This window comes from Paraliobacillus sp. X-1268, from assembly GCF_003426095.1.
GTDB classification, from domain to species: domain Bacteria; phylum Bacillota; class Bacilli; order Bacillales; family Amphibacillaceae; genus Paraliobacillus_A; species Paraliobacillus_A zengyii.
Genome location: NZ_QJSK01000017.1, coordinates 19,232 through 45,839 on the forward strand (window position 1 = coordinate 19,232; position 26,608 = coordinate 45,839).

The window sequence follows — 26,608 nt, forward strand, 5'->3', positions numbered from 1 at the left end:
ATAAAGGCCTTTCTTTTTAAAGTTTAGCTACTCCATTTTTACCGAGACGTTTTGCTTCATATAATGAGCGATCCGCTCGATCAAAAATAGCATTCATTTTTTCAGGATTACTTTGATCCCAGCAAGCTATCCCAATCGATACGGTTATCTTTGGTTCTGTACGCATCTCAATTAATTTAACAAGTGTAGACGCTACTTCCATACCTTTTTCGAGGTTACATTCAGGTAAATAAACTGCCAATTCCTCGCCACCCCACCTAGCTGCAAAACCATCATTTTTCACGTTATTTTTAATAATGTTTGCAACTTGGATAATCAATTCATCTCCAACATCATGGCCATACGTATCATTAACATGCTTGAAATCATCGATATCTAGCAATAAGAATATACCTTCTCGATCTGTTTCCAAGTGTTGTTTACATTTTTCATCTAAATATTTACGTGAATATAGTTTTGTTAGATAATCAGTAATAACTAGATTTTCTAACTGTTCACGTAACATGGAGTTAACAAAAGCTAGTGTCGAGTGATGAACAATCGATTTAATTAATTTGAAATTCTCAAAAGAAAAGAAATACGGATTTTTATGTAAAATGATAATTGCACCTTTTAGTTGATCTGATTGGATCATCGGCATGACCATCACTGCCTTTAAGCCAAACGAACGATTCGGATATTTCTTCGTAAAATCCCCAACAAATATCGCATCTTTTTCTTCCTGCAATATTTGAAGCATTTCCTCTATAAACACACTTGCGTCTGTTGTATCAAAAAAAGGTGTTGATTCATGCAAGATCTGGTATTTCTCCTCTTCTTCATTTAATAAAACAAAGCCAATCTCTTCAGCATGAAATGAATCTTGCAATTGTTGCTTCATAAACAGTGTTGTTTCATTTAAACGTAAGTTAGAGTTTAACTTATGCGAGATCTCATTTATTAATTGTAAATCCGCTATTAATTGGTTCGATTGCTGATAAAGTTGAGCATTCTCTAATGCATTACCTGCTGTACTTGCTAATAACCGAATAAATTCTACATCACTTTCCGGGAACTTGGAAATATTATAGGCAGTAATTTGTAATACACCATACGTACCTTGTTTCCCATGCAATGGCGCAAACAAGCGTGATTTATTTTTATCGACTTCTAATTTAATTTCTCCAGTTAAAAATGCTTTCACACTTAATTTTTCAGCGAATTCTTCGTTATATATTAATTCTTTAACAGGTAATTTCTTATCACTTTGGTAATCACGGGATAAAAATAAATTACAACTAAAGTCAGGATAAATATATTTTATAGCATCAACAATTTCTGTTAACACATCATTCGTATTCATAGTTGAATGAAACTTTTGGGTCACTCTGTACATTAATTCATATTTACTTGCCTGCTCCATCATCTGTGAGTAATCATCCAAACCATTTAATAGAGAATTTATTTCCGAAGCTACTTTTTCTAAAAAATGATAAAATTGATCATTATCATCTAACTCTGTTTCAAAGGCAATTAACATATAACCAACTTTGGTATCCATTTTATTTAACGCTACTAAAAAGGCAGGATAATCATACTGTTGAAGAAAAGCATCTTGTCCATTGTAAATATTAAACGCTGAATGATACCGTTTGTTTTCTTCTTTACTTAAAATGCCATCAGAAAATAAATACCTTCTAAATGAATTTTCACCATTTGAAGCTATTTTCACTAATTCAAAGTCGTCTTTCCAATGATCATACAAATATACTCCGACATGACTAGCATCTGTAAGTTGTTTGATTTCTGTCACCATCTTATTTACTAATTCTTCTTGGTTATGAATGGTAGAAATCAATTCTTTTGAAAATAGTTTCTCAAATCTCTCTTCGGCAACTGTATGATTACGTTTCATGTTCTCACCTATCCTATTATAATAAGTTAATATGGATCTAGACAAAGTGTGTTATAGCTACGACAAATACAATACATGATTAATAAACTATTCTGATATTTATCATTATAAAGCAAAGTTTGCTATATTCCTATCAATAAAATAGGACAAATTTCTCATACGCGCATGAATGGTTACCTTTCTATTGACTTCATGCATAAAAAGTCATATAATAATCTTTGTGTAAAAAAGGTAGCCTTTGTGAACCACCGATTGTACATTTTGTTCCTTATCTTTTAAAAGTAAGGTGTATCGTGTAACTCTCTGCTGCTGGAGCGATGGTACATGAAAACAAAATGGCAAGCGATTATGGAACACTCTGTCTTGTTTTATGCAAATTCAAAATATAAGGGAGAAGATTTAATGTCTCGCTATACAGGTCCTGTATGGAAAAAATCTCGTCGTTTAGGAATTTCATTAACTGGTACAGGAAAAGAGTTAGATAAACGTCCTTACCCACCAGGTCAACATGGTGCAAATCAACGTAGAAAGCTTTCTGAATATGGTTTACAACTACAAGAGAAGCAAAAACTTCGCTTTATGTATGGCGTTAACGAACGTCAATTCCGTAACCTATTCGACAAAGCTGGTAAAATGCATGGTATTCATGGTGAAACATTCATGATTCTATTAGAATCTCGTTTGGATAATCTTGTATACCGTTTAGGTCTTGCACGTACGCGTAGACAGTCTCGTCAATTAGTAAACCACGGTCACATCACTGTAGACGGAAGTCGTGTTGATATTCCTTCTTATAGTGTTGCTCCTGGTCAAGTAATTGGTTTAAGAGAAAAATCTCAAAAACTAAACATCATTGAAGAAGCTCTTGAAGCTAACGCATTCGTACCAGAATACGTTTCATTCGATGCAGACAAAATGGAAGGTACGTACACTCGCTTACCTGAGCGTTCTGAACTACCTGCTGAAATTAACGAACCACTTATCGTTGAGTTCTACTCACGTTAATAGGTTATAGTTAGTATTAAAGCCCTAAAACAATGTTTTAGGGCTTTTTTATATGCAGTTTTATTTTGACTTATTACTGACACATTGACTTGATAGAATATGCTTGAATAATTCAGTCTAATGAAAGGAAGTGAAAAAATGTCTATTAACATTAGTAACTTATCAACGGCCTATTCGAATTTGTACACAACACTAGCTGCAAACACGACTACGTCAGAATCAAGCACTTCATCAAGTAATACTGATCTTACTTCAATAAGTGACTTCGCTTCTTACTTACAAGAAGCAACTGAAGCAAGTTCAACTTCTTCTCTAGATACATTATTACAAACGCGTACTGATTTATTAACACAACAAACAAGTACAACAGATGAAACTACGCTTGAGACTATACAAGAAGAGCTTGCAAGTATTAATGCTGAACTTGCTAACGTCTTATTAAATGAAGAAAGTACCGAGACGAATTATTATAATTACAGTAATAGCTCAGCTACAACAGATACAGCTACAGATTCACTCTCAACTTTCTTGCAAACAAGCTTTCAAGTTCAACAACTTCAACTGTTAACAGAAGCTAAGGAAAGACTTCAATCACAAGTTAGCAGTTATGAATCAGAAGTAGATGAAACGAGCTCAGAATCAGAACAACAACGTCTTGAAGATTTAACGAACAACCTAAGTTTAGTTGACTCATACGTGACAACAAAAACAGATGAGCTCTCTATAGAAAGTAGTTTATTATCGTCAATGTCTGCTTCGTCTGCACTAACAAAATATTTGATTACTAATGAAGCATAACAAATTGTGAATAAGAAACACGGATTAGATTAGCTTTCTTTAGACGAAAGCTAACTGATACGTGTTTCTTATTTTATTCCCAGGGGCAGCCTATTTCTAACAATCGCTTAGGAATTGTTTTCATTGTAAATGCTTGAGGGTCTAACTGTTCATTTACTTCGTTCCAGTATAAAGGTGTGGCTATTGTTGCTTTATTTGTTGCTCTTGGTGAATAAGCTGCAATAATTGTTTTACCCAGGGCATGTTGTACATAATCGATATATAAACGGTTACCGCGATTCTTTTTTAGACGTTCAACGGTAAATAACTGCGGATAGTTATCTACAAGAACAGTGGCCACTGTTTCCATAAAAATACGTGTCTCAGTAAAAGACATACTTTTTGGTTGAAGTGGAATATGAACTTGAAGTCCTGTTCTCCCTGATGTCTTCACAAACGGGATAAAACCTTGATGCTCTAACATCTCTTTAATTAATTGGGCAGCTGTTACTGCTAGTGGAAATTCCGATAAAGTTGGTGGATCTAAATCAAATACTATCTCATCTGGGTAGTCTGAATTTATTGTGTGAAATGGAATATGAAATTCTAAGGAAGCATGATTTCCAAACCAGAGTAAACTTCTTAAATCATTACATAAAATGTCTTCATCATTATCTTCCCCATTAACTGTTTGAATAAAATTTGGTGCATAGTCAGGTAGATGTTTCTGATAAAAGGAATGTTTTTCTATACCATCAGGATAACGAATCATCGATAATCTTTTATTTTTTAGTTTTGGTAAAATAAAAGGTGCGATAAATCGTAAATATAAAAGATAATCTTGTTTACTTACTTCCGGAAAAAGCAACTTTTCCGGTTTGGATATTTCGATCTCTTCTGGTAATTGCGCTAATCCAATTTGAACACTATTCATCGTACAATCTTCGGGTGATAAATCAAAACGAAACTTTCGAAATGAAGGTTCTCTTAATTCTCCATCTTTTGCTTCTAAACAGTTAATATCTAGGCATACGCTCGGTGTAACTTCCCATGAGAATCCATTTATCTTTTTACCGTTCTCTTGAATAAATGCAGTTAATGTTTTTTTATCATCATCTGAAAATCCATTTTTGACTTTTCCTAATGTTTCTATTTGATCATGGTGAAAAACTTTCAGGTCAAAATAGTCATTATCTATATTCCAACCGGAGATAATACCTTGTATGATGCGATAGTTTTTGACTTTAAACCAATTTGAAGTTCTTTTACCGGATAGATATGTACTGGATTTCTTTTTTGCTATAATCCCTTCACATTGATGAAGCATTACAGTTGCCATAATTTCGTCTAATGCTTTAAATGATTGTACAAGGTTAATCCTACTATTTAAATCATATTTAGCTATTTTTAATTTCCTTGCTATTATTTCCAACTGTTTACGGCGTTCTTTTAACGTTTTTGATTCAAGTGCATTTCCTTTTAATTGAATCATATCAAAGACCATCAAAGAGGCAGGACGTTTTTGACTAGCAACTTTTATTTTATCTTTTGATTTTAATCTTCCACGCTGTTGAACAAAAGAAAACAGAGATGTAAATTCTGTATGTAATACTACAATTTCACCATCTAATAATAATGGTAATTGATCTTCTACAAGATGTTGATTCTTTTTACACCAGGCAACAATCTCTGGAAAAGATGCCGTTAGTTCATTACCATTCCGACTCCATAGCTTTACGGTGTTCTTTTCCCATTCCAAACCACAACGAAAACCATCATACTTGACTTCATATAACCAATTATCAGCTATAGGTGGGTACTCAACTAATGTTGAGAGCATAGGCTTCCACATGATGATCTCCTCCATTCCATATTATTCTTTCTAATTATTGAATTATTATTAGTACGATGCAAAAACTATATCCGAGAGGTGATAAAATGCACACAATGTGGAAAGGAACAATAAGTTTCGGCTTAGTAAATATTCCAGTTAAATTACACTCTGCAACTGAGGACAAAGATGTGAAACTACGCAATCTGCATAAGGAATGTAAGTCCCCCGTAAAATATGAAAAAGTATGTCCAGTCTGTGAAAAAGAAATTGGGAATGATGATATTGTTAAGGGATATGAGTACACCAAAAATAAATTTGTTATTTTAGAAGATGAGGATCTTGAATCGATTAAAGATGAAAAAGATGATAAATCGGTTGAAATAGTCGACTTTGTAAAATTAGACGAAATTGACCCGATCTATTTTGACCGAAGTTATTATTTATCACCAGATGATTGCGGTGGTAAAGCTTATGCACTATTGAGAGAAGCGTTAAAGGATACAGAAAAAATAGGATTAGCAAAGATTACTATTAGATCAAAAGAACAGCTTTCAGTTGTGAGGATTTACCATAACACTTTAGTAATGGAGACTATTCACTATCCAGATGAAGTTCGCAGCTTTCAAGAGGTACCTAATGTACCTGAAGAAGCAACCGTTGTTAAAAAGGAATTAGAAACCGCAAAAATGTTAATTGATCAACTAACTGCTTCATTTGAACCAGAGAAATATACAGATGACTATCGAACAGCTTTATTAGACTTAATTCAAAAGAAAAAAGATGAAGAAGCAGTTTCTACTGCCAAAGAACCTAAAAAGCCAAGTAATGTTACTGATTTGCAAGATGCATTAGAAAAGTCTTTAAATAGAACGAAAAAAAGTAAGAAAAAAGCCACACCTGTTAAAAGAAAAACTGCGGCAACGAAGAAAACATCCAATGGTTAATCAAGCACTATGAATAAGGATATTTGCTCATAATGAGTGAATGTCCTTATTTATGAGTTAAGATTCTTGACTCATAACATAATGCCCGATATTATTAACAATTGTAATTACTACTAAATTTATCGGGAAAGGATGTTTTTATGGATACAGTAGCAAATGTTCAACCTATTAATGATGTAAAGGATCCAGTAAAAAGACAAGGTACTGGTTTAAATAAACCTCAAATTAAGTTAATAGTTGCTGGGTTAATTATATCAGCGATATTAATGATTTATCTGATGGCTACGCAAAATATTGTTCAACCTTTATTACTTGTAATAGGACTTTTAATTGGTTATACGTTATTTCATGCACGATTTGGTTTCACTTCAGCATTTCGCAGATTAGCTTCAGTAGGTAACGGGCAATCCCTACGTGCACATATGTTAATGCTAGCTGTTGCAGTTACATTATTTGCTCCAATTTTAGCTTTTGGTTATTCATTTTTTGGAGATGGTGTCTCTGGTTATGTCTCACCTGTTGGGGTAAGCCTTTTGGTAGGCGCTTTTCTATTTGGTTTAGGCATGCAACTAGGAGGTGGCTGTGCTTCTGGTACACTTTACGCACTAGGTGGCGGTCGTTCTGTCATGTTTATCACGCTACTCTTTTTCATTGTTGGTTCCACAATTGGTGCTTATCACCTACCATTTTGGACCGAAGACTTACCAGCATTTGAACCTATTTCACTAGCAACCTCCACAGGTTTAGGTTATGGTGGTGCTTGGATATTATCAATTGCTTTATTTGGACTAATTGCATGGATTACCTTAGTAATTGAGAAAAAGAGAAAACCACCTAAAATGGCACCGATACCTTCAGAAAAAGGTTGGAAACGTATTTTACGTGGATCTTGGCCACTATTTACTGCTGCTATTGTATTAGCAGTATTAAATGCTATAACATTAATGACTCGAGGTGCTCCTTGGGGTATTACATCAGCTTTTGCTTTATGGGGTTCAAAAGTTGCTCAATTTGTTGGGTTCGATGTAGCGAATTGGGGTTATTGGCAAGGTGCAAATGCTGCATCACTCGATGCTTCTATTTTTGCAGACTCAACAACGGTATTGAACTTTGGCGTTATATTAGGTGCATTTCTAGCTTCTGCAGCTGGTGGTCTTTTCAAATTCACTAAAATCACTGGCAAGAATGCTGCTGCATCTGTTATAGGTGGCTTATGCATGGGATATGGTGCTCGTCTTGCCTTTGGCTGTAATATTGGTGCTTACTTTGGTGGAATTGCATCATTTAGTTTACACGGCTATATATGGGGAGCACTCGCATTAGCAGGAACGTTTGTAGCATTATTCCTCCGCCCAATATTTGGCTTATCTGTACCAAAAATAAAAGATACTTTTTGTTAAAAAAAGGCTCACCACAAATGTGGTGAGCCTTTAAAATTCCTTCATTCAAACTAAATCTTGAAAAATTTGATACAATTTCTTATCTACTACATTTTCAGCATTAAAAATTTCATCAAACGTGTGATAAGTGATTTCATTTTTCTCCATACCCAATGCAACACCAGTAATGTCCGCTTCAATTAATTGAATTACCTTATGTCCCATTCTGCTTGTAAATAACCGATCAAATGCTGTTGGTGTACCGCCACGTTGGATATGACCTAGAACAGTAGGTCTTGTATCTAATTTTGAATGTTCCTTTATTAATCGAGCAACTTCTTCTGCTTTTCCTGCCCCTTCAGCGACCATAACGATACTATGTGTTTTTCCTCTTTGAAAACCACTAGTAAGCTTTTTTGAAATTTCTTCAATATCCCACGCAAACTCGGGTATTAAAACAGCGTCAACTCCACTAGAAATACCTGCCTGCAATGCAATGTCACCACAACTTCTACCCATCACTTCAATCACACTGACACGTTCATGACTACTCATTGTATCTCTAAGGTTGCTTATCACATCTGTCACTACATTTAATGTAGTATCAAATCCAATTGTATAATCTGTTAACGGGATATCATTATCAATCGTTCCTGGTAAACCATATGTTTTAATTCCACGTTTAGCAAGTGCCTGTGCACCACGATAACTACCATCTCCACCAATTACAACAAGGGAATCAATTCCTTGTTCCTTTAAGTTACTTATCGCTTTATTTTGTCCAGCTTCTGTTTTAAATTCCTCAGAACGTGCAGATTGTAAAAATGTTCCCCCCCGATACAGAATATCACTTACATCATGTGTTCCTAAAGTTATAAAGTCATTTTCCATTAAACCTTTAAATCCTCTTTTTACACCAATCATCTCAAATCCATTGGCAATACCAGTACGCACCACAGCACGTATGGCGCTATTCATTCCTTGTGAATCGCCACCTGAAGTCAAAACAGCAATTTTTTTCATTATTATCCAACCTTTCTTTATGTATCTATACCCTACTTTATCTATAATGCTTATCTATCATTGATTCTATTATAACATGAAGTAATTCTATACAATAACCAAAGTAATGACTTATTTTTTTCCCACAAATCTATTCAAAAACCACTATTCTAGTAAGAACAGTGGTTTTGATAATTATTTAAATCGTATTAAAAAGTATTTCTTCTTACCTCTACGAATAATAGTAAACGTATCATCAATACGGTCATTTTCATCTAGATTATAAGTTAACTCTTGCTGACGATCGCCATTAATGTATACAGCACCATTTTGAATATCTTCGCGCGCTTGACGTTTAGATGGTGAAATCTTTGCTTCAACTAAGACATCAATTAATGCTTTTTCTTCTTTAACTAAATCAACTGTCGGCACATCTTTAAAACCTTGTTCAATTTCTTTACCATTTAATGCTTTAATATCACCACTAAATAACGCGGCAGAAATTTTTTGTGCCTGAGCTAATGCTTCTTTTCCATGCACTAATGTTGTCATTTCTTCTGCTAGTCGAATATGCGGCACTCGTTTTTCTGGAGCTGCTTCTAATTCCCGTTCCAATTCTTCCACTTCAGTAATCTCTAAGAATGTAAAGTATTTTAAAAACTTGATAACATCACGATCATCTGTATTAATCCAGAATTGGTAGAACTCATATGGAGAAGTTTTTTCTGGATCTAACCAGATAGCACCACCAGCTGTTTTACCGAACTTTGTACCGTCTGCTTTTGTGATTAACGGTACAGTCAAACCAAATACTTTTGTTTCATCTTGTTCGGTTCTAGACCTTCGAATCAATTCCATTCCAGCAGTAATATTTCCCCATTGGTCGCTTCCTCCAATTTGCAAGGTGCAATTCTCTTTCTCATAAAGGTTTAAAAAGTCAAATGATTGAAGAATCATATAGGTGAATTCAGTAAATGAGATACCATTTTCTAAACGTGATTGAACGGAATCTTTCGCAAGCATGTAATTAATACTGAAATGTTTGCCTGTATCTCTTAAAAATTCAATTAACGTCATATTGCCAAGCCATTCTGCATTATTACGTGCTACCGCACCATTTTCATCATTACCGAAATCCAAAATAGTTGCTAACTGTCGTTTGATTTGATCACTAAAATGTTGAACCGTTTTTTCATCATTTAATTGACGTTCTGTTGACCGACCACTTGGATCACCAATCATACCTGTACCACCGCCGATTAATGCAATCGGTCTATGGCCTGCTTGTTGGAATCTTTTTAACATTAGCGCTGGAACTAAATGTCCAATATGCAAACTATCAGCAGTTGGATCAAATCCACAGTACAATGTAATGACATTTTCCTTTAACTGCTTTTCTAAGCCTTGATCATCTGTAATTTGTTGAACCAATCCACGTTCTTTCAAATCTTTTAAAATATCCATAACCCTCACTCCACTTCTTATTAGTAAATAATTGCAAACAAAAACGAGCATATCTTATCCCTAAGAAGGGACGAGATATGCTCGCGGTACCACCCTCGTTGCAACAGTTAGTTGCCACTTCATTTCATAACGATGCATGGTAGCACCGTCTTCTATTAAAGAAGAAACTCCGGAACGTAATTCATAAGGTAATTGTGTACTGACTTACACCAAACGTCAGCTCTCTGTAACAGGGAATTATCTTACTACTGCATTCTTTCATAGCGTTAATTATTTATCATTGTGTTACATTAATATCACAGATTTATTACAATTGCAAGAGAAAGCGTTAAACTTTTGGACATATTAATTCTTAATTAAACATTTATGCTATAATATAGATTGGAATTTTAGGAGGTCTTATTATGGATTTTAAACGCATTTTTCATAAAATATATACATCCATTAGCAGTTGGTGGAAGAAAGGAGAGTTTCAGCGTATATCACGTATTGGTTATGATATAGTCTGGAATATCACACTTTTCTTCATTATTATAGGAGTTGTTGGCTTCTTTTTTGCAGGGGGGCTTGGAGCAGGATATTTTGCATCTTTAGTAAAAGACGAGCCTGTAAGAGCAGAGGCAGATATGAAAGAAGACATTTATAACTACTCTGAAACTTCAGAAGTTTATTTTGCAGATGAAGTTTATATGGGTGAAATTAGTTCTGATTTATATCGTGAAGAAGTTACCCTAGATCAAGTCTCAGAAAATGTAAGCAATGCTATTATTGCAACTGAGGATGGATACTTTGAAACACATAATGGTGTCGTTCCAAAAGCAATTTTGCGTGCACTATTTCAAGAAGTAACTAATTCAGCAACAAAAACTGGTGGAAGTACTTTAACACAACAGATCATTAAAAATCAAATATTAACAAATGAAGTGTCATTTGAACGTAAAGCTAAAGAGATATTACTAGCGATGCGCGTTGAAGGATTTTTAGAGAAGGACGAAATTTTAGAAGCATATTTAAATATTGTACCTTTTGGTAGAAATGCAAACGGTCGTAATATTGCTGGTATTCAAACAGCAGCAGAAGGCATCTTTAATGTAGATGCAATAGATTTAAATATTGCACAAGCTGCATTTATAGCTGGACTTCCTCAAAGTCCAATTACTTATACGCCATTTACTAATAATGGTCAGATAAAAGATGAAGAGAGTCTGCAGGCAGGTATGGATCGAATGAAAACTGTTCTTACAAGAATGCTTGAGGAAGAATATATAAGTGAGGCAGAATATAACGAAGCGCTAGAATATGATATTGTCGCTAACTTAGCGGAGCCAACACCTACAAGTTTTTCTGAATATCCTTATTTAACAAATTTAATTCGGGATAGAGCTACAGAAATATTACGAACACAATTAGCAGAAGCAGATGGCTATACAGAAGAAGATTTACAAGATGAAACATTGCAAGAGGATTATCAAATTAAGGCAGAAAGAGAATTAAGTCAAGGTGGTTATAAAATCCAAACCACAATTAATAAAGAAATTTATGATGCACATCAAGATCTTGCAGCAAATTTCAATAACTATGGTCCAGAAAAAACGGCGATAAATCAAAATACTAAAAAAGCAATCATGACTACAAATGAAGAAACTGGAGAAGAAGAACCACTTGTTCAACCTGTACAAGTTGGTGGTGTATTAATCGATAATGCTACCGGTAAAATTATTAGCTTTGTTGGCGGAAGAGATTTTGATATATCAAATAAAAACTATGCCACTGATGTACCAAGATCCATTGGTAGTACTGCGAAGCCATTAATAGATTACGCACCAGGCATGGAAGAAGGAACGGTTCAACCTGGATCAATCATTGCAGATGTTGACTTACCAACAGATGAAGAATTCCCAGGAAACTATTCAAAAGGTTATCACGGACTCGTTACTGCAAGACAAGCGTTAACACAGTCATACAATGTTCCTGCAACAAGAGTATTTCTAGATATATTAGATATAGGTGTGAATCCTATCGAGAAGTATTACAAAAAAATGGGCTTTAGTAATGTTCCAGAAGCAACATACAATTCACTAGCAATTGGTACAACAGAAGCTAGTGTGGAGGAAAATGTAAATGCATATGCGACATTTGGAAACAACGGAAACTTTACTGATGCATTTATTATTGAAAAGATTGAGTCAGGCGAAGGTGAAGTAGCCTATCAACATGAAAGTGAGTCAGTAAAAGTATTTAGCGAACAAACAAATTATCTTATGATCGATATGATGCGCGATGTGGTAACGCAAGGTACTGCTACTACAGCAAGAGCAAATTTAAATAATTCCAGTGTAGATTGGGCAGGTAAAACAGGAACAGGTGATCAATTTAAAGATACCTGGTTTGTCGCAACCAATCCAAATGTTACTGTCGGAACTTGGATGGGATATGATTATAATCAATCTTTGACAGATGGCTATAGCGGACGTAATCAAGTTTTTTGGGCGCAGCTCGTTAATCTAGCCACTGAAATTGATCCAGACCTAATGGCTCCAAGTTCTAACTTTGAACGCCCAGATGGTATCGTATCAAGTTCTTATTGTAAAACATCTGGACTTTTACCTACTAGTATATGTAGTGATTTAGGGTTAGTAGGATCAGATATATACAATTCGAAATTTGTTCCGACTGAAAAAGATAATAGTCTAATTGGTGGACGTTATGTGATCGTGAATGAAGAGGCAGTTATTGCTGGGGAAAATACGCCAGAGGAATTTACAAATGAAAATGGGGTCGCCTTTAATCCCGATTGGCTTAAAGATAATGGTTATGATAACTTAAGTAATATTACTGGGACATTATTACCCAATAATAGTGCGCTTGGTTCGGATGTTGAAGTTCCTAGTACAGATGAAATAGAGAATGATGGTAAAGCACCAAACGCACCAAGTTCTGTCTCTAAATCAGGAAGTGCATTAACTTGGAACAAATCGTCCAGTAATGATGTTGTTGGTTATCGCATTTATCGTGCCAATGATCCAGACAGTAATTTCAGGCTAATTGGTAGTACAACTGACACTAATTTAAACGTCGGAAATTCAGAAGCTGTTTATCAAGTTAAAGCTGTTGATTACTTTGGTCAAGAATCCAAAGCTTCCAATGAGCTAGAGGTTGGCGATTTCAGTGAACCTGAACCTGAGCCTGAGCCAGAAAACGATAATGAACCAGAAGAAGATACTTCAGAAGATAATGAAGCAGAAAATGAGAATAGTGAGCAAGAGCAAGAGGAAAATAACGAAGAAGAAGAATCTGATCAGGGTAATTCCGAAAATAATGAAGAATCTACTCAAGATAGCAGCAACGAGGCTGATAGTAACAACAATGAGGATTAACAAAAAGGATTCGCAGTATGATACTGCGAATCCTTTTTGTTTCTTCACATAAAAATAGCTCCATCTCATTTAGATGGAGCCATTACTAAATTTAATATCGATCTAAGCATTCGCGATGCACGCAAACTACTCAAAATCCTGATTTAATTCTAAAATAACCATTTCAACACGTCGGTTTCTACTCCAATTTTCTTCAGAGTTATTCTCGACTATTGGTTTTGTATCTCCATAACCAACTGCCATGAATCTACCCTCATCTAAATCACTCGAATCAATAATCTTACGTATAACACTACTGGCTCGCGCACCCGATAGTTCCCAATTTGAAGGATATTGCAAAGTAGATATAGGACGATTATCTGTGTGACCTTCTACTCTTACATTATTAGGTATATTTTCAAGTAGTAAGCCTACTTTATCTAGAAATGGTTCGCCTGAAGCTTTAATTTCAGCTTCAGCTGAATCAAATAAAACTCTTTCTTGTAAAATTAAAACAACACCTTGATCAGTTCGATTTGCTGTAATCGTATTTTGTAAATCATTCTCGTTTAAAAAGGCTTGAATCTCTGCTAACAATTCATCCAGTGTATCTTGATTATCTTCTAACATTTCACTATTGGTTTGCTCATTTGAATCAATTACTTCCGTTTCTGATTCAGATAGATTATTATTCGTTTCTTCTGCTCCCTCATCTTCTACTTGCGGTTCAGCATTTTCCGTTGGATTGTCCATTTCTAACGTAGAAGGAAAGGTATCAAAAATCATACGGTTACGGAAAGATTCTGCCACAGCTTCGAATTTGACTAGATCAATTTGTGACATAGAGAAAAGTAATATGAAAAACACTAAAATGAGCGTTACTAAATCGGCGTAAGTTACCATCCACTTCGGAGAGCCTTTATCTATCCGTTTTTTACGACGCTTCATTTGCTACATCCTCCGCACCCTCATCTATTCCTTCTTCTTGTTTTTTCTTCATATTTTCAGATAGGAAAGCACTTAATTTCTCTTTTAGAATTCTTGGATTCTGGCCAGATTGAACACCGATGACTCCTTCTATAACAATTTGTTTCATGAATATTTCTTCATCTGTTTTTATTTCTAGTTTTCCTGCCATGGGTATGAATACTAGATTTGCCAAAACAGATCCATAAAACGTTGTTAATAACGCTACAGCCATATTTGGACCGAGTGTGGTTGGATCGGTTAGGTTATTCAGCATTAATACTAAACCAATTAATGTTCCAATCATTCCCCATGCCGGGGCATACTCTCCAGCCTTTTCTAGAATAATACGACCCTTTAAATGCCGATCTTCCATTGCTGTAATCTCAGCATTCATAATATCATTAATTACTTCTGGCTCAATACCATCTATTGCTAATAATACACCTTTTTTAATAAAAGGATCTTCTACACTCTCTAACTCATTCTCTAGCGCTAATAAACCTTCGCGTCTTGCTCTTTCTGATAACCGTTCAAATAATTGAATTAGATCACCAAGGTTCTGCTCATTTCTGTTAAATGTTTCTTTTAATACGCTACCTGTTAACTTTATTTGCTCTAAATTGAAATTAATCAATAGAGCGGCAACTAAACCACCTAATACGATGATAATGGAAGCGACCTGTATAAACGAAACAAATCCACTAGTACCACCACTTGAAATAATACCAAAAATTATCATAATAAAACCTAATGTTATGCCAATTGGGGTTAAAATATCTCTTTTTTTCATATGCCCTCTCCCTAACTTACGTGCAAACTTGTATGACTTAGCCTCATGCCAAGGATTTGCAATTTGATATTTTATATATCGGCATTAATTTGATTTTGTTGAGTTCCTTTCGATAATTTGGTGTGGTAAAATAACATTTGATTCTTGAACTTCTTCTTTATTCATATACTTAGTTAATAAGCGCATTGCTACAGCTCCAATATCATACATAGGTTGAACGATAGTAGACAATGTAGGTCTAACCATTGTTGCAAGACGCGTATTATCAAAACCAAATACTTCAATATCTTCAGGGACATTCAGTCCTTTATCTTGAATACCGTGTATAACACCTAATGCCATTTCATCCGAAGCAACAAATATTGCTGTCGGCTTACTTTCTAATGCAACAAGTTGTTCTGCCGCTTCTATTCCAGAATCGTACGTGTAATCACCTTTAATGACGAAGGATAGATCTACTTCTTGTTTTGACTCTACTAAAGCACGCTCATACCCTTTGTACTTCAATTCATTTATTGGTGTTTCTTCAAGAGCAGATACAAAAGCAGGTTTAGCATGTCCTTTTTCAATTAAAAATTGGGTTGCTTCATAAGCTGCATGTTCATAATCAATATTTACCGAAGATATCGTTTCTGTTGGATCGATAGTAGCGGCCAATGTTACTGGTACTGGAGATGTTTTAAATTGTTGTACATGTTCTTCCGTTATTTTTCCACCCATAAAAACAATACCATCTACTTGTTTTTCTAACATAGTGTTAATTAGTTTTATTTCTTTGTCTACGTTTTGATCGGAGTTACTTAAAATAATATTATATTTATACATATTTGCAATATCATCAATTCCTCTAGCTAATTCAGAGAAAAATATACTTGAGATATCGGGAATAATAACACCAACAGTTGTTGTCTTTTTACTTGCAAGACCACGTGCCACTGCATTTGGACGATACCCTAATTCTTGAATTGTATTTAACACCTTTTTACGTGTTGCGGGTTTCACATTCGGATTGCCATTAACCACTCGTGAAACTGTTGCCATTGATACATTTGCTTCCCTTGCTACATCATATATTGTTATATTCATCTTAATTCTACCTCCGTATATTCCTTTTAATTAGCCTGACACTCTTTATTTAATCATACGTTACTATAAGTTATTGCGCAATGATTCACTATGTATTAAAGATTTATCACATGCATGTGTTATATTATATCAAATTTTAAGTTTTTTTGTTATGAAAAGAATATATATATCTTATTTACAAAGTTTTGCCCTCTTGATTAGACTACAAACAAGAGGGCTGTTTATTATTTATAATTTGCTACTTCCTTCATAAAACGATCAAACATCTCAAAGTCCATTTGTTGTGCTGCGTCCGATAAAGCAACAGCTGGATCAGGGTGTACTTCTGCCATCACACCATCAGCTCCTATTGCGAGTGCAGCTTTTGCAGCAGGAATTAATAGATCTCGTCTTCCTGTTGAATGTGTTACATCAACCATAACTGGTAAATGTGTTTCTTGTTTTAAAATAGGTACAGCTGTTATATCCAATGTGTTACGAGTTGCTGTTTCGTATGTTCTGATACCTCTCTCACAAAGAATAATATTCCCATTCCCTCTAGAGTTAATATACTCTGCTGCATTAATAAAGTCCGCAATAGTGGCAGACATTCCCCGTTTTAATAAGACGGGTTTATTTACTTCACCTGCTGCCTTTAATAATTCAAAGTTTTGCATGTTACGTGCACCGATTTGTATAACATCAATATAGTCTAAAGCTTTTTCAATATCTGCTGGATTTACAATTTCACTCACAACTGCTAAACCATACTCATCTGCAACACGCTTTAAGATTTCTAATCCTTCAAAGCCTAGACCTTGGAAATCATAAGGAGATGTTCTTGGTTTAAACGCACCACCTCGTATTAGCTTGAGACCTTTCTTTTTAACCTGCTCTGCAACTTGAGCAACTTGTTCATAACTTTCTACTGCACAAGGACCGAATATGAAATGTTGGTTTCCATCACCAAATTTTTCACCGTTTATTTCAATTATAGTATCTTCTGGTTTTTTCTTTCTAGAAACTAGTAATGCCTTGCTATGATTATCTTCTTGTAAATCTAAACCAGCTTTAAAAATTTCTTTAAAAAGATGAATTATCGTAGCATTTTCAAATGGCCCTTTATTATTTACCTTAATTAATTCAAGCATATCACGTTCACGAACTGGGTCATAACTGTGATTTGCACCCTGTATTCCCTTTACCTCTCCAGATTTTTGAACTAGTTCTGCACGTTTATTGATCAATTTTAATATTTCTAAATTAATTTGATCAAGTTCTTGTCTTAATTGATCGAGTTCTTGATTACTCAATTGGACTACCCCCTGTTTTGATTTCACGTTATAATAGATATAAGACGTTTTTTTAGTTAGTCACAATTATAGCTAATATTTTAATACTTGTCATTATTATGTTTAAATATTTAGTATATTCTTTATCTTTCATCATATGTAACCATGTAGTATAGAAAGGATTAAATTTTATGAATGAGTATATTTTCGCATTAGATATTGGAACACGTTCTGTTGTCGGATTAATTTTGGAACAAACAGATGAGCATTACAAACTAATTGATTATGTTATGCAAGAACACGAGGAACGTTCGATGTTAGATGGGCAAATCCATGACGTAGTTGCTGTAGCAAAGGTAATTCATCAGGTGAAAGAGAAGCTAGAACTTAAGCATACTATTAAGCTCACTAAAGTATGCGTTGCTGCTGCTGGAAGAGCTCTTAAAACAAAGCGAACGACAATTACTAAAAATATTGAACAGCACCCACTAATAGAAAAAGAAGACATTCTCTTTTTGGAACTCAGTGCCGTACAACAAGCCCAACATGATTTAGCTTTGGAGGAAGCAGATAATTTGAGTACGCATTATTATTGTGTAGGATATTCCGTTATACAATATAAATTAGATAATGATATAATTGGCTCTCTCATTGATCAACAAGGTAGTAAGGCTGAAGTTGAAATTATCGCCACCTTCTTACCAAAAGTAGTTGTTGAATCATTATTGTCCGCATTACAACGTGCGGATTTAGAAATGGAAGCACTGACACTAGAACCTATTGCTGCAATCAATGTCCTTATTCCCACTTCTATGCGAAGACTTAACGTTGCTTTAGTTGACATTGGAGCTGGTACGAGTGACATTGCCTTGACTGATAGTGGTACAATTGCTGCTTATGGCATGGTACCACGTGCAGGTGATGAGATAACAGAAGCTATTAGTGATCACTATTTGTTGGATTTTAAAGAAGCAGAACGTGTTAAGAAAGAAATTACGGGAAATAATGAATCCATTATTACCGATATTTTAGGATTTGAAGAAAAGATTCTTTTTGATGAACTTGCACAAGCAATAGATGGTGCAATTGAAAAGCTCGCAGATGCGATAGCACAAGAAATTTTAGAGTTAAATACAAAGGCCCCTAAAGCAGTTATGTTAGTTGGGGGTGGAAGTTTAACACCTAATTTGACAATCAAATTGGCTGAAAAGTTACAGTTGCCAGTAAATCGTGTTGCCATTCGTGGAACAGATGCTATTCCGAATTTAAAATTTTCTGCTGAAGTTCCTGCTGGTCCTGCTTTCATTACACCGATCGGAATTGCAATTGCTGCAAAACAAAATCCAGTTCATTATATTAGTGTAACAGTAAATGATCGAGCCGTTCGATTATTCGATATGAAACAATTAACTGTTGGTGATTGTTTGCTAGCTGCTGGTATCCATATTGATAAATTATATGGTCGACCTGGAATGGCTTATATTATAAGTTTTAATGGACAGAGTATCACTTTACCTGGCACCTATGGCAAAGCCCCCTCTATTCTATTGAATGGACAACCTATAACAATAGAAGAACCTATTAAACATGGGGATATCTTACATGTTGAAAAAGGGGAGAATGGTAAAAACCCTATCGTTACAATTGAAGAGTTAGTCGGTGAAGTAAATACATTTACTGTTTACTTAAATGAAAGAAAACAGTATGTAAAACCTTCTATTGAAGTCAACGGAGTAAAAAGCAATTTAGATTATGTATTAAAAGATCATGATAAGGTAAATGTGATTGAATCAAAAACTGTAGAGGATTTTTTAATAAAACACAATAGACAAGACATTTTAACTGAATTATACACTTTTAAAATTTATATTGATGGGGAAGTAAAAGAATTAAGTGATTTCTCAACTAAACTTCTGGTCAATGGAAAAGTAGCAAAAAACAAAACAGTATTACAACCTGGAAATAAAATCGAGGTAGTGAATAGACAAGTTCCCACTATAGGAAATGTATTGCATGCTTTATCAATTGAATTAGATCAATCGATGTCAATAACATATAATGGGGAGCCTATCCTATTAAATAAGCAAACAATACGTGTTTTTCAACAAAATAAAGAGCGGGATATAGATGATCTTTTATATCATGGGGACAAGTTAGAGCTTAGATCAACAGAAGAAACTGGCTTTATATTTCAAGATATATTCCGACATATTTCTATAGATTTATCAAAAGTAAAAGGTAGTGTAGATATCAAAAAAAATGGTAAACCAACAACCTTTTTCGAACCGTTAGAACCAAACGACGAAATTACAATTAACTAACAGGGCCTTTTCACCATCGTTATTACTTTGTAAAACGTCACAGAGAAAAACTACGACATAACATACCTTGTTGGAAATATACTCCGCTTTCCGTGGGCACGGCTTCAGCTAACTTAGTAAAGCAACAAACGCTTTACTAAGTGGATCTTCAGCCCGTGCTGTTCCCACAGGAGTTTACGTATATTTCCAACGCTAGGTATGCATTTCTTTCATGAGTTAAAAATTACAATTATGAAAGAGAGACAATCGGTTTATTGCTATTTTAGTTACATACACTTTAGCAATAAACAAGCTTATCAATTGTTTGTATTTTAAATTATAGAGTGATCTTAAAAGCTAGCAGAGGATGGTTGAGATTCCTGTGGGAATAGCAAATGTTTTCAATGGGATGATCAATCCCACGAACCGAACATTATTTATAAAAGCGTTCTTTGCTTCTATAGAATGCTGAGTTCGTGCCCACGGAAAGCGAAACCATTTCCTGATGTAGCGAGTAAGACCAGAATGTGACGTTGCAGTTGATGATAATAACTAGGTAGTTACGTTTGAATTTATTGGTTTAGTTAAAGACAAAGAAAAGGGTTGTAGCTATTTTTCAGCTACAACCCTTTTTATATATTAGCCTTGTTTTTTTACGTCTTTTGCTGCTTCATCAATTGCTTCTGCAACTTCTTCAGCTGCCTCTTCTGCCGTTTCTTTGACAACATCAGCATCTTCTTGTGCGGTATTGATCTTTTCTTGAATAGTCTTAGTTGTTTCTTTAAACTTATCGCCTAATTCTTGTGATTTTTCTGTAACATTCTTTTGTACCTGTGCAGATGTTTCTTTTGCATAATCTTTCCACTCTGTTCCTTTTTCATATGCAACATCTTTCCAATCGCTTGCACGTTCTTTAATAGTGCTAGCTCCTTGGTTTAACTCTTCACGCAGTTCTTTACCAGCCTTAGGTGCAAATAGTAAAGCGACCGAAGCACCTACAATACCTCCGATTAATGAACCGATTAAAAAGTCTTTGCTATTAATATTCTCGTTCTGTGCTTGATTTTGTTCTTCTTGATTACTCATTCCTATTCCTCCCTATTTTCTATTTCTTATCTATATAAACTACATTATTCCCTTTTTCGTTTTTTGAACATTTCCATTGCAATCGTTCCCCATTTAACTGCTTGAGCAGTTTCTTCCTTATTCTCTTCAGCAACTCTTGTAATACTAGTGGAAACATTTCGAATCGACTGGTTAAAACCTTGTACAGTCTCACCAATACCTTTAATTCCATCAACTAACGTATTTAAACGTTGTGACTTATCATTGACATCTTCTGCAAGCTTATTAGTTTTATTTAATAATTCAGTTGTTTCTGTTGTTATACCCTCCATTTGTTTTTCTAAACCTTCTAAGGTATCTGCTACATTTGACATTGTACGTTGCGTTGCTTTAAGTACCTTAGCTAAATAAACAACAAGTACTGCAAATGCAACTGCGAATATTAGTGCTGCGATGTAAAGTAAAATAATCATCTGCTACCAGTCATCTCCTTTATATGTATTTATTATTACCATGTTTATATACTTATTTACCCGAAATATATTCTTGTAAAACATATCATTTAAATTTTACAATATAGATCAAATTTATTCGTGATAAATTTCTATCTATTTAATTAATAGTAAAGAGAAGGCATAAAATCCTTCTCTTTACTATTTCGATATATAAGCTAAATATACCTGTTTATTTAAATTTTCTTTTCGTAAGCATCTTGGAATTTTTGAATATCACCAGCACCCATGAAAACTAAGACACCGTCTTTATATTGTTTTAATACTTCTGTGTTTTCAATATTTAATAATTCACTATTTGTAATAAGCGATTTTAAATCTTCAATAGTCAGGTTTCCTTTTCCTTCTCGAGCTGAACCAAATATATCACACAGATATACATGATCTGCTGCTTGGAGCGTTTCTGCAAACTCATGTAAGAACATTTTTGTGCGTGTGAATGTATGTGGTTGAAAAATAGCTGTAACAGATTTATTCGGATATTTTTTACGAACTGAATCCAAAGTAGCTTCTACTTCTTTAGGATGATGTGCATAGTCATCAATTAAAATTTGATTCCCAACTTTTTTCTCAGTAAACCGACGTTTCACACCAGAAAAAGTATCCATTTTTTTAATATCTTCTGCCTTCATTCCTTCATAATGACAAATAGTAATTACTGCTAACGCATTTAATATGTTGTGATCACCGTACATAGGAATTGAAAACGTATCATAGTAATTATTTCGAACAAATACATCAAAACGCATACCATTAGATGTATCTGTTACATTTTTGGCTTGAAAGTCATTGTTTTCAGAAAAACCGTAATAAAGAACTGGAACTTTAGCATGTATTGCTTGAAGATATTCATCATCACCACAAGCTATAATCCCTTTTTTTACGTTTTTAGCCATTTCTTCAAAAGCATTAACTACGTCCTCAACATCAGAAAAATAATCTGGATGGTCAAAATCAATATTCGTCATGATGGCATAATCCGGCTCATACGCTAAAAAGTGACGACGATATTCACATGCTTCAAAGACAAAATAATTGCTATCAACATGTCCTAAACCAGTTCCATCCCCTATCAAATAGGAGATAGGATAAGTTTGCTTTAGCACATGTGCTAATAATCCTGTAGTTGATGTTTTACCATGTGCACCTGTAACAGCGATACTTGTATACTGTTTTAACCATTCGCTAAGAAAGTCATGGTAGCGATAAAATGTTAAACCCATTTCATGTGCAGCTTTAATTTCCTCATGATCATCTGAAAAAGCATTACCTGCTATAATAGTTAACCCGTCTTTGATATTGTCTTTTGAAAAAGAATAGATTGGAATATTTTTATTTTCTAATGCTGTCTGTGTAAAAAAGACACTATCTACATCAGAACCTTGAACGGACTCACCTGAGTCGTGCAGAATTTGTGCCAATGCACTCATTCCTGTACCCTTTATACCAATAAAATGGTAGATAGTCATAAATTTGAACCTCCAAAAAGCTTAATCTGTATATACTCATTATTTACTCAACATCGTAGTTTAACCTAAACAACCAAAAAAGTAGCATTTTTATTTAAGATAAGCTACTTTTTCTAGTCTAGGATTAGGATGATATTTTCTACCTTCTTTTGACTGGTGGTTACCATTTAATAAAACATTATCTCCGGTAAAACCAATGTGAACATTTAATAAACTTCTACCGATTCCATACATGTCAACTGGAACATCTTGTTTTTCGAATGTACGAATACGTTCCTCTGTAAAGCCACCACTTGCTATAATTTTAACATGCTGATAACCCTCTTCGTCTAAAGCATGCCGTAAAGCAAAAATTAATTCGGGATTAACGCCTCTTGGATCGAACGTTCCCATTAAATGCTGATTTCTAAGAAAATATTTATCTACCATATGATTCGAAGTATCTAAACGAACACCTTTTAAATCTTTACCAAATTCACGTGCCACTTTCAAAGAATCTGTAATAACATCATTATTGTAATCCACTAGTACCATCAATTCGTCTTCTGGATACGTCTCCTTGTATGCTTGAGCTGCAGTGACAATATCTCCTTCAAACATTTGAATCATGGCATGTGGCATTGTACCCATTCCTGTCTTACCCCACCATTCATTCATCGCATGTGTTGCTTGTGCAGTAGATCCACCAATAAAGGCGGCGTAGCCATCTCCAGCTTGTTGTGTATAGTGATCATCACGATCTCCCATAAAAATAACTGGTTTTTGTTTACCAGAGGTTCTTGCCGCTTTTACCACATTATATACATTTGTTGCTACAGACGTTCGCCTAGCAAAGACACCGTCTATAATCCCTTCTAAGAATCCAAAAGATTGATATGGTCCTTTAACAGTTAATACTGTTTCATAGGGACTTATTTTATCACCATCTTTTAATGAAAAGATCTCTAGTTCTTGTGGATTATCAGCAAAAGTATGTATTAAAGCAATTGCCTCATCAGAACCACAGAGTACTGCATTACTTTTCTGAAAAAATTGCATTGTTACTTGATTATTCGGAATAAGTTTTTCTGCAATTTCTTTTGTTTTTAAAAAATAAACTGCTGAAAACCAACCATCTTTAATTCGATCATCAAATTTAAAAGTCTTGTTTGTTAATCTTTCTATTTCACCATTAAGTTTCCTTGTAATTTCTTTTTTCATGATACTTAACCCCTCGTTGCGTTCTAATAAGTTTATATACCATTTTCTATCATATAAGATTAAGATAACTTGCACAAGTTATTTAGTTTGATTAATTGGATTTATTGAATACGTTCTGTGTCCATCTCATTAGCCGAAACTAATACATCACGTGGTTTGCTTCCCTTTTGAGCGGAAATAATTCCGTTATGCTCTAATGTGTCAATTAATCGTGCAGCACGGTTATAGCCAACCTTAAACCGTCTTTGTACCAAAGAAGCACTTGCTCCATTTTGTTCTAGTACAAAAGATAATACTTCTGGGTAAAGATCATCTTCCGTTTCTTCTGTATCGATTTGTTTTAACAACTGTTCTTGTTCAAATAGATAATTAGGAGGTGCTAACTGTTTAACATAACTTGTCACACGTTCAATTTCATCATCTGAAACAAAAGCCCCTTGAATTCTCACAGGATTTCTAGCACCATTTTCAACAAATAGCATATCTCCTTTACCAAGTAAACGATCTGCACCATTTGTATCAATGATTGTTCGGGAATCTACTTGTGAAGAGACACTAAAAGCAATTCTTGTAGGTATATTGGCTTTAATCAAACCTGTAATAACATCTACCGATGGTCGTTGGGTCGCTAACAAGAGGTGAATTCCACATGCCCTCGCTTTTTGTGCAATTCTACAAATGGCATCCTCAACATCTTGTGGTGAAACCATCATTAGATCAGCCAACTCATCAATTACGATGACGAGGTATGGCATTTTTTGATCATACTTATTTTGCGTCTTCATTTTTTCATTATAGCGATCGATATCACGTGCACCTTCTTGTGCGAATTTCTGATACCTTTCTTCCATTTCAGCGACTGCCCATTTTAATGCATGAGTAGCGGCTTTCACATCTGTAATGACAGGCGATACTAAATGTGGAATGCCATTATACGGTGCTAATTCCACCATTTTAGGATCAATTAAAAGAAAACGAACATCTTCATGACTTGCTTTATACAACAGACTAATCAAAATAGAGTTAATACAAACACTTTTTCCTGATCCCGTTGCACCTGCAATCAGTCCATGAGGCATTTTCTTTATATCCGTTATAACCGGACTACCTGCAATATCTAACCCCAAAGCAACACTTAATGCAGATGAACTGTTGTGAAATGATTGATCTTCAAATATTTCCTGTAAGCCAACAGCTTGTGGATCTGCGTTTGGTATCTCAATTCCAATTGCATGTTTACCTGGAATTGGTGCTTCCATTCGTATATCTTTCGCAGCCATGTTTAATTTAATGTCATCACTCAAATTCTTAATTTTACTCACCTTCACACCAGCTTCAGGTTGAATTTCAAACCTTGTGACAGAAGGTCCTTGCATTGTATTAATTACTTTTGCGTTGACATGAAATTGTTTTAAAGTTGTTTCTAATAATGTTGCTTGCTCCTCAATCCATTGTTGATTACCTGCAGACCTTTTAATTGGATCATTTAATAGATAAAGTGGAGGTGCAGCGTTTTTTTTTGATTGTTGCTGTTGTATCTGATTGTTTTTTTGATGATAACGTTTTTTATCACTTGGACGCATTCTTACATTAAATGGTACTGCATTACGTTCTCTTACTTTCCTATTATTAAATTCAACTGTTTTTTGTTTCTCTTCAAACCGTGCAGCCTCAACGTTGTCAACTTCTATTTCATTTACTTGTTCAACTTGAGAGAAGTTTTCAAAAGCTACTTCTTTTTCTTCTATAACCTGTGGCTTAATATAGGGGTTATCCTCATGTAATTTATTCAACTTATCATCAGATAGCGTTTCATCTAGTAAATCTTCCGTTGTTGAAAATGTTAAATTAGATTGTTGATGAATTTTTTCTTTACGCAAAAACGCTGGTGTATCTGTTTCAATTGTTTTTCCTGGTCTTTTACCAAAACCGTATATTGGTGATGGAACTTCAGTAGCCGAGAATTTTCGTTTAAAAACCTTCTCCTCAGGGAGTTGTTTATCTTTAAACTTTGCTACATTAGTTTCTAATTCTGAAACAGATGGCCTTCTTGAAAATTCCTTTTTCGGTTTATCTGGAATAATAGGAAAATCAAATTTTCTATTGGTAGGATATTCATATGATACCTTTGTTTCTACATGATTGTTACTTGTATGATTTCGTCTCGTTTTAGGTGGTTCAATCGTCTCTTCTGTATCTAGTAATTGTTTTATTTTATTTTTCATTTCTTCCCACATATTATTTTCACACTTCCATATCATTAGTTATTTCTTATTTTAACAGGTTTTCAT

At 34.5% G+C, this 26,608-nt stretch carries 19 protein-coding genes and 1 other annotated feature; of the genes, 6 read left to right on the forward strand and 13 right to left on the reverse strand.

What is annotated here, in order from left to right; genetic code table 11:
• Nucleotides 1-16 precede the first annotated feature (16 nt).
• Complete coding sequence (locus D2K62_RS14825) at nt 17-1,894, reverse strand: sensor domain-containing diguanylate cyclase (RefSeq protein WP_117149561.1); 1,878 nt, start codon at nt 1,892-1,894, stop codon at nt 17-19.
• A 402-nt stretch (nt 1,895-2,296) separates the two neighbouring features.
• Between D2K62_RS14825 and rpsD the strand changes: the two genes are divergently transcribed.
• The gene (gene rpsD, locus D2K62_RS14830; RefSeq protein ID WP_112182746.1) at nt 2,297-2,899 is read left to right on the forward strand and encodes a 30S ribosomal protein S4; all 603 of its coding nucleotides are present in this window, start codon (nt 2,297-2,299) and stop codon (nt 2,897-2,899) included.
• Nucleotides 2,900-3,037: 138 nt separating this feature from the next.
• On the forward strand, nt 3,038-3,697 hold the full coding sequence (locus tag D2K62_RS14835) for a hypothetical protein (protein WP_112181649.1): 660 nt from the start codon (nt 3,038-3,040) through the stop codon (nt 3,695-3,697).
• A gap of 73 nt (nt 3,698-3,770) precedes the next feature.
• Here D2K62_RS14835 and ligD read toward each other — a convergent pair whose 3' ends face one another.
• Complete coding sequence (gene ligD / locus D2K62_RS14840; protein WP_157967891.1) at nt 3,771-5,528, reverse strand: DNA ligase D; 1,758 nt, start codon at nt 5,526-5,528, stop codon at nt 3,771-3,773.
• 86 nt (nt 5,529-5,614) lie between these two features.
• Here ligD and ku point away from each other — a divergent pair, with 86 nt between their 5' ends.
• Together ku and D2K62_RS14850 are read left to right on the forward strand one after the other, a co-directional pair.
• A complete protein-coding gene (gene ku / locus D2K62_RS14845; protein ID WP_117161660.1) occupies nt 5,615-6,454 on the forward strand; it encodes a non-homologous end joining protein Ku in 840 nt (279 codons plus the stop codon).
• A 140-nt stretch (nt 6,455-6,594) separates the two neighbouring features.
• A complete protein-coding gene (locus D2K62_RS14850) occupies nt 6,595-7,854 on the forward strand; it encodes a YeeE/YedE family protein (RefSeq protein WP_117161661.1) in 1,260 nt (419 codons plus the stop codon).
• A gap of 45 nt (nt 7,855-7,899) precedes the next feature.
• Here the strand turns inward: D2K62_RS14850 and pfkA are convergent, their stop codons facing one another.
• Nucleotides 7,900-8,856 (reverse strand): 6-phosphofructokinase, encoded by a 957-nt coding sequence (gene pfkA, locus D2K62_RS14855; RefSeq protein WP_117161662.1) that lies wholly within the window; start codon nt 8,854-8,856, stop codon nt 7,900-7,902.
• A gap of 174 nt (nt 8,857-9,030) precedes the next feature.
• Nucleotides 9,031-10,299, reverse strand: a complete 1,269-nt coding sequence (tyrS, locus tag D2K62_RS14860) for a tyrosine--tRNA ligase (RefSeq protein ID WP_117161663.1) — start codon at nt 10,297-10,299, stop codon at nt 9,031-9,033.
• A gap of 63 nt (nt 10,300-10,362) precedes the next feature.
• Nucleotides 10,363-10,570 (reverse strand) — a binding site (T-box leader).
• 133 nt (nt 10,571-10,703) lie between these two features.
• Between tyrS and D2K62_RS14865 the strand changes: the two genes are divergently transcribed.
• On the forward strand, nt 10,704-13,676 hold the full coding sequence (locus D2K62_RS14865) for a transglycosylase domain-containing protein (RefSeq protein ID WP_117161664.1): 2,973 nt from the start codon (nt 10,704-10,706) through the stop codon (nt 13,674-13,676).
• A 126-nt stretch (nt 13,677-13,802) separates the two neighbouring features.
• Here D2K62_RS14865 and motS read toward each other — a convergent pair whose 3' ends face one another.
• From motS to D2K62_RS14885, 4 genes are all read right to left on the reverse strand, one after another.
• Nucleotides 13,803-14,603, reverse strand: coding sequence for a flagellar motor protein MotS (gene motS / locus D2K62_RS14870; protein ID WP_112181657.1), 801 nt, complete (start codon nt 14,601-14,603; stop codon nt 13,803-13,805).
• Nucleotides 14,590-15,414: a flagellar motor protein MotP gene (gene motP / locus D2K62_RS14875; RefSeq protein WP_112181658.1), complete on the reverse strand. Its 825-nt coding sequence runs from the start codon at nt 15,412-15,414 to the stop codon at nt 14,590-14,592. The genes motS and motP overlap by 14 nt, the downstream gene beginning before the upstream one ends.
• 84 nt (nt 15,415-15,498) lie before the next feature.
• Nucleotides 15,499-16,500: a catabolite control protein A gene (ccpA, locus tag D2K62_RS14880; protein ID WP_112181659.1), complete on the reverse strand. Its 1,002-nt coding sequence runs from the start codon at nt 16,498-16,500 to the stop codon at nt 15,499-15,501.
• 224 nt (nt 16,501-16,724) lie between these two features.
• Complete coding sequence (locus tag D2K62_RS14885) at nt 16,725-17,792, reverse strand: bifunctional 3-deoxy-7-phosphoheptulonate synthase/chorismate mutase (RefSeq protein ID WP_117161665.1); 1,068 nt, start codon at nt 17,790-17,792, stop codon at nt 16,725-16,727.
• A gap of 170 nt (nt 17,793-17,962) precedes the next feature.
• On the opposite strand from D2K62_RS14885, the gene D2K62_RS14890 reads away from it, so the two are divergent.
• Nucleotides 17,963-20,092: a cell division protein FtsA gene (locus D2K62_RS14890; RefSeq protein WP_117161666.1), complete on the forward strand. Its 2,130-nt coding sequence runs from the start codon at nt 17,963-17,965 to the stop codon at nt 20,090-20,092.
• 618 nt (nt 20,093-20,710) lie between these two features.
• On the opposite strand, the gene D2K62_RS14895 is transcribed toward D2K62_RS14890, so the two are convergent.
• The 5 genes from D2K62_RS14895 to D2K62_RS14915 all read right to left on the reverse strand — a co-directional run bounded on the left by D2K62_RS14895 (nt 20,711) and on the right by D2K62_RS14915 (nt 26,542).
• The gene (locus D2K62_RS14895; protein WP_112181662.1) at nt 20,711-21,157 is read right to left on the reverse strand and encodes a YtxH domain-containing protein; all 447 of its coding nucleotides are present in this window, start codon (nt 21,155-21,157) and stop codon (nt 20,711-20,713) included.
• Nucleotides 21,158-21,201: 44 nt separating this feature from the next.
• Nucleotides 21,202-21,609 (reverse strand): DUF948 domain-containing protein, encoded by a 408-nt coding sequence (locus D2K62_RS14900; RefSeq protein ID WP_112181663.1) that lies wholly within the window; start codon nt 21,607-21,609, stop codon nt 21,202-21,204.
• A gap of 215 nt (nt 21,610-21,824) precedes the next feature.
• Complete coding sequence (gene murC, locus D2K62_RS14905) at nt 21,825-23,117, reverse strand: UDP-N-acetylmuramate--L-alanine ligase (protein WP_112181664.1); 1,293 nt, start codon at nt 23,115-23,117, stop codon at nt 21,825-21,827.
• 90 nt (nt 23,118-23,207) lie between these two features.
• Nucleotides 23,208-24,317: a nicotinate phosphoribosyltransferase gene (locus tag D2K62_RS14910; protein ID WP_112181665.1), complete on the reverse strand. Its 1,110-nt coding sequence runs from the start codon at nt 24,315-24,317 to the stop codon at nt 23,208-23,210.
• A gap of 101 nt (nt 24,318-24,418) precedes the next feature.
• Nucleotides 24,419-26,542, reverse strand: coding sequence for a DNA translocase FtsK (locus D2K62_RS14915; RefSeq protein WP_232824314.1), 2,124 nt, complete (start codon nt 26,540-26,542; stop codon nt 24,419-24,421).
• Between the last annotated feature and the right edge of the window lie 66 nt (nt 26,543-26,608).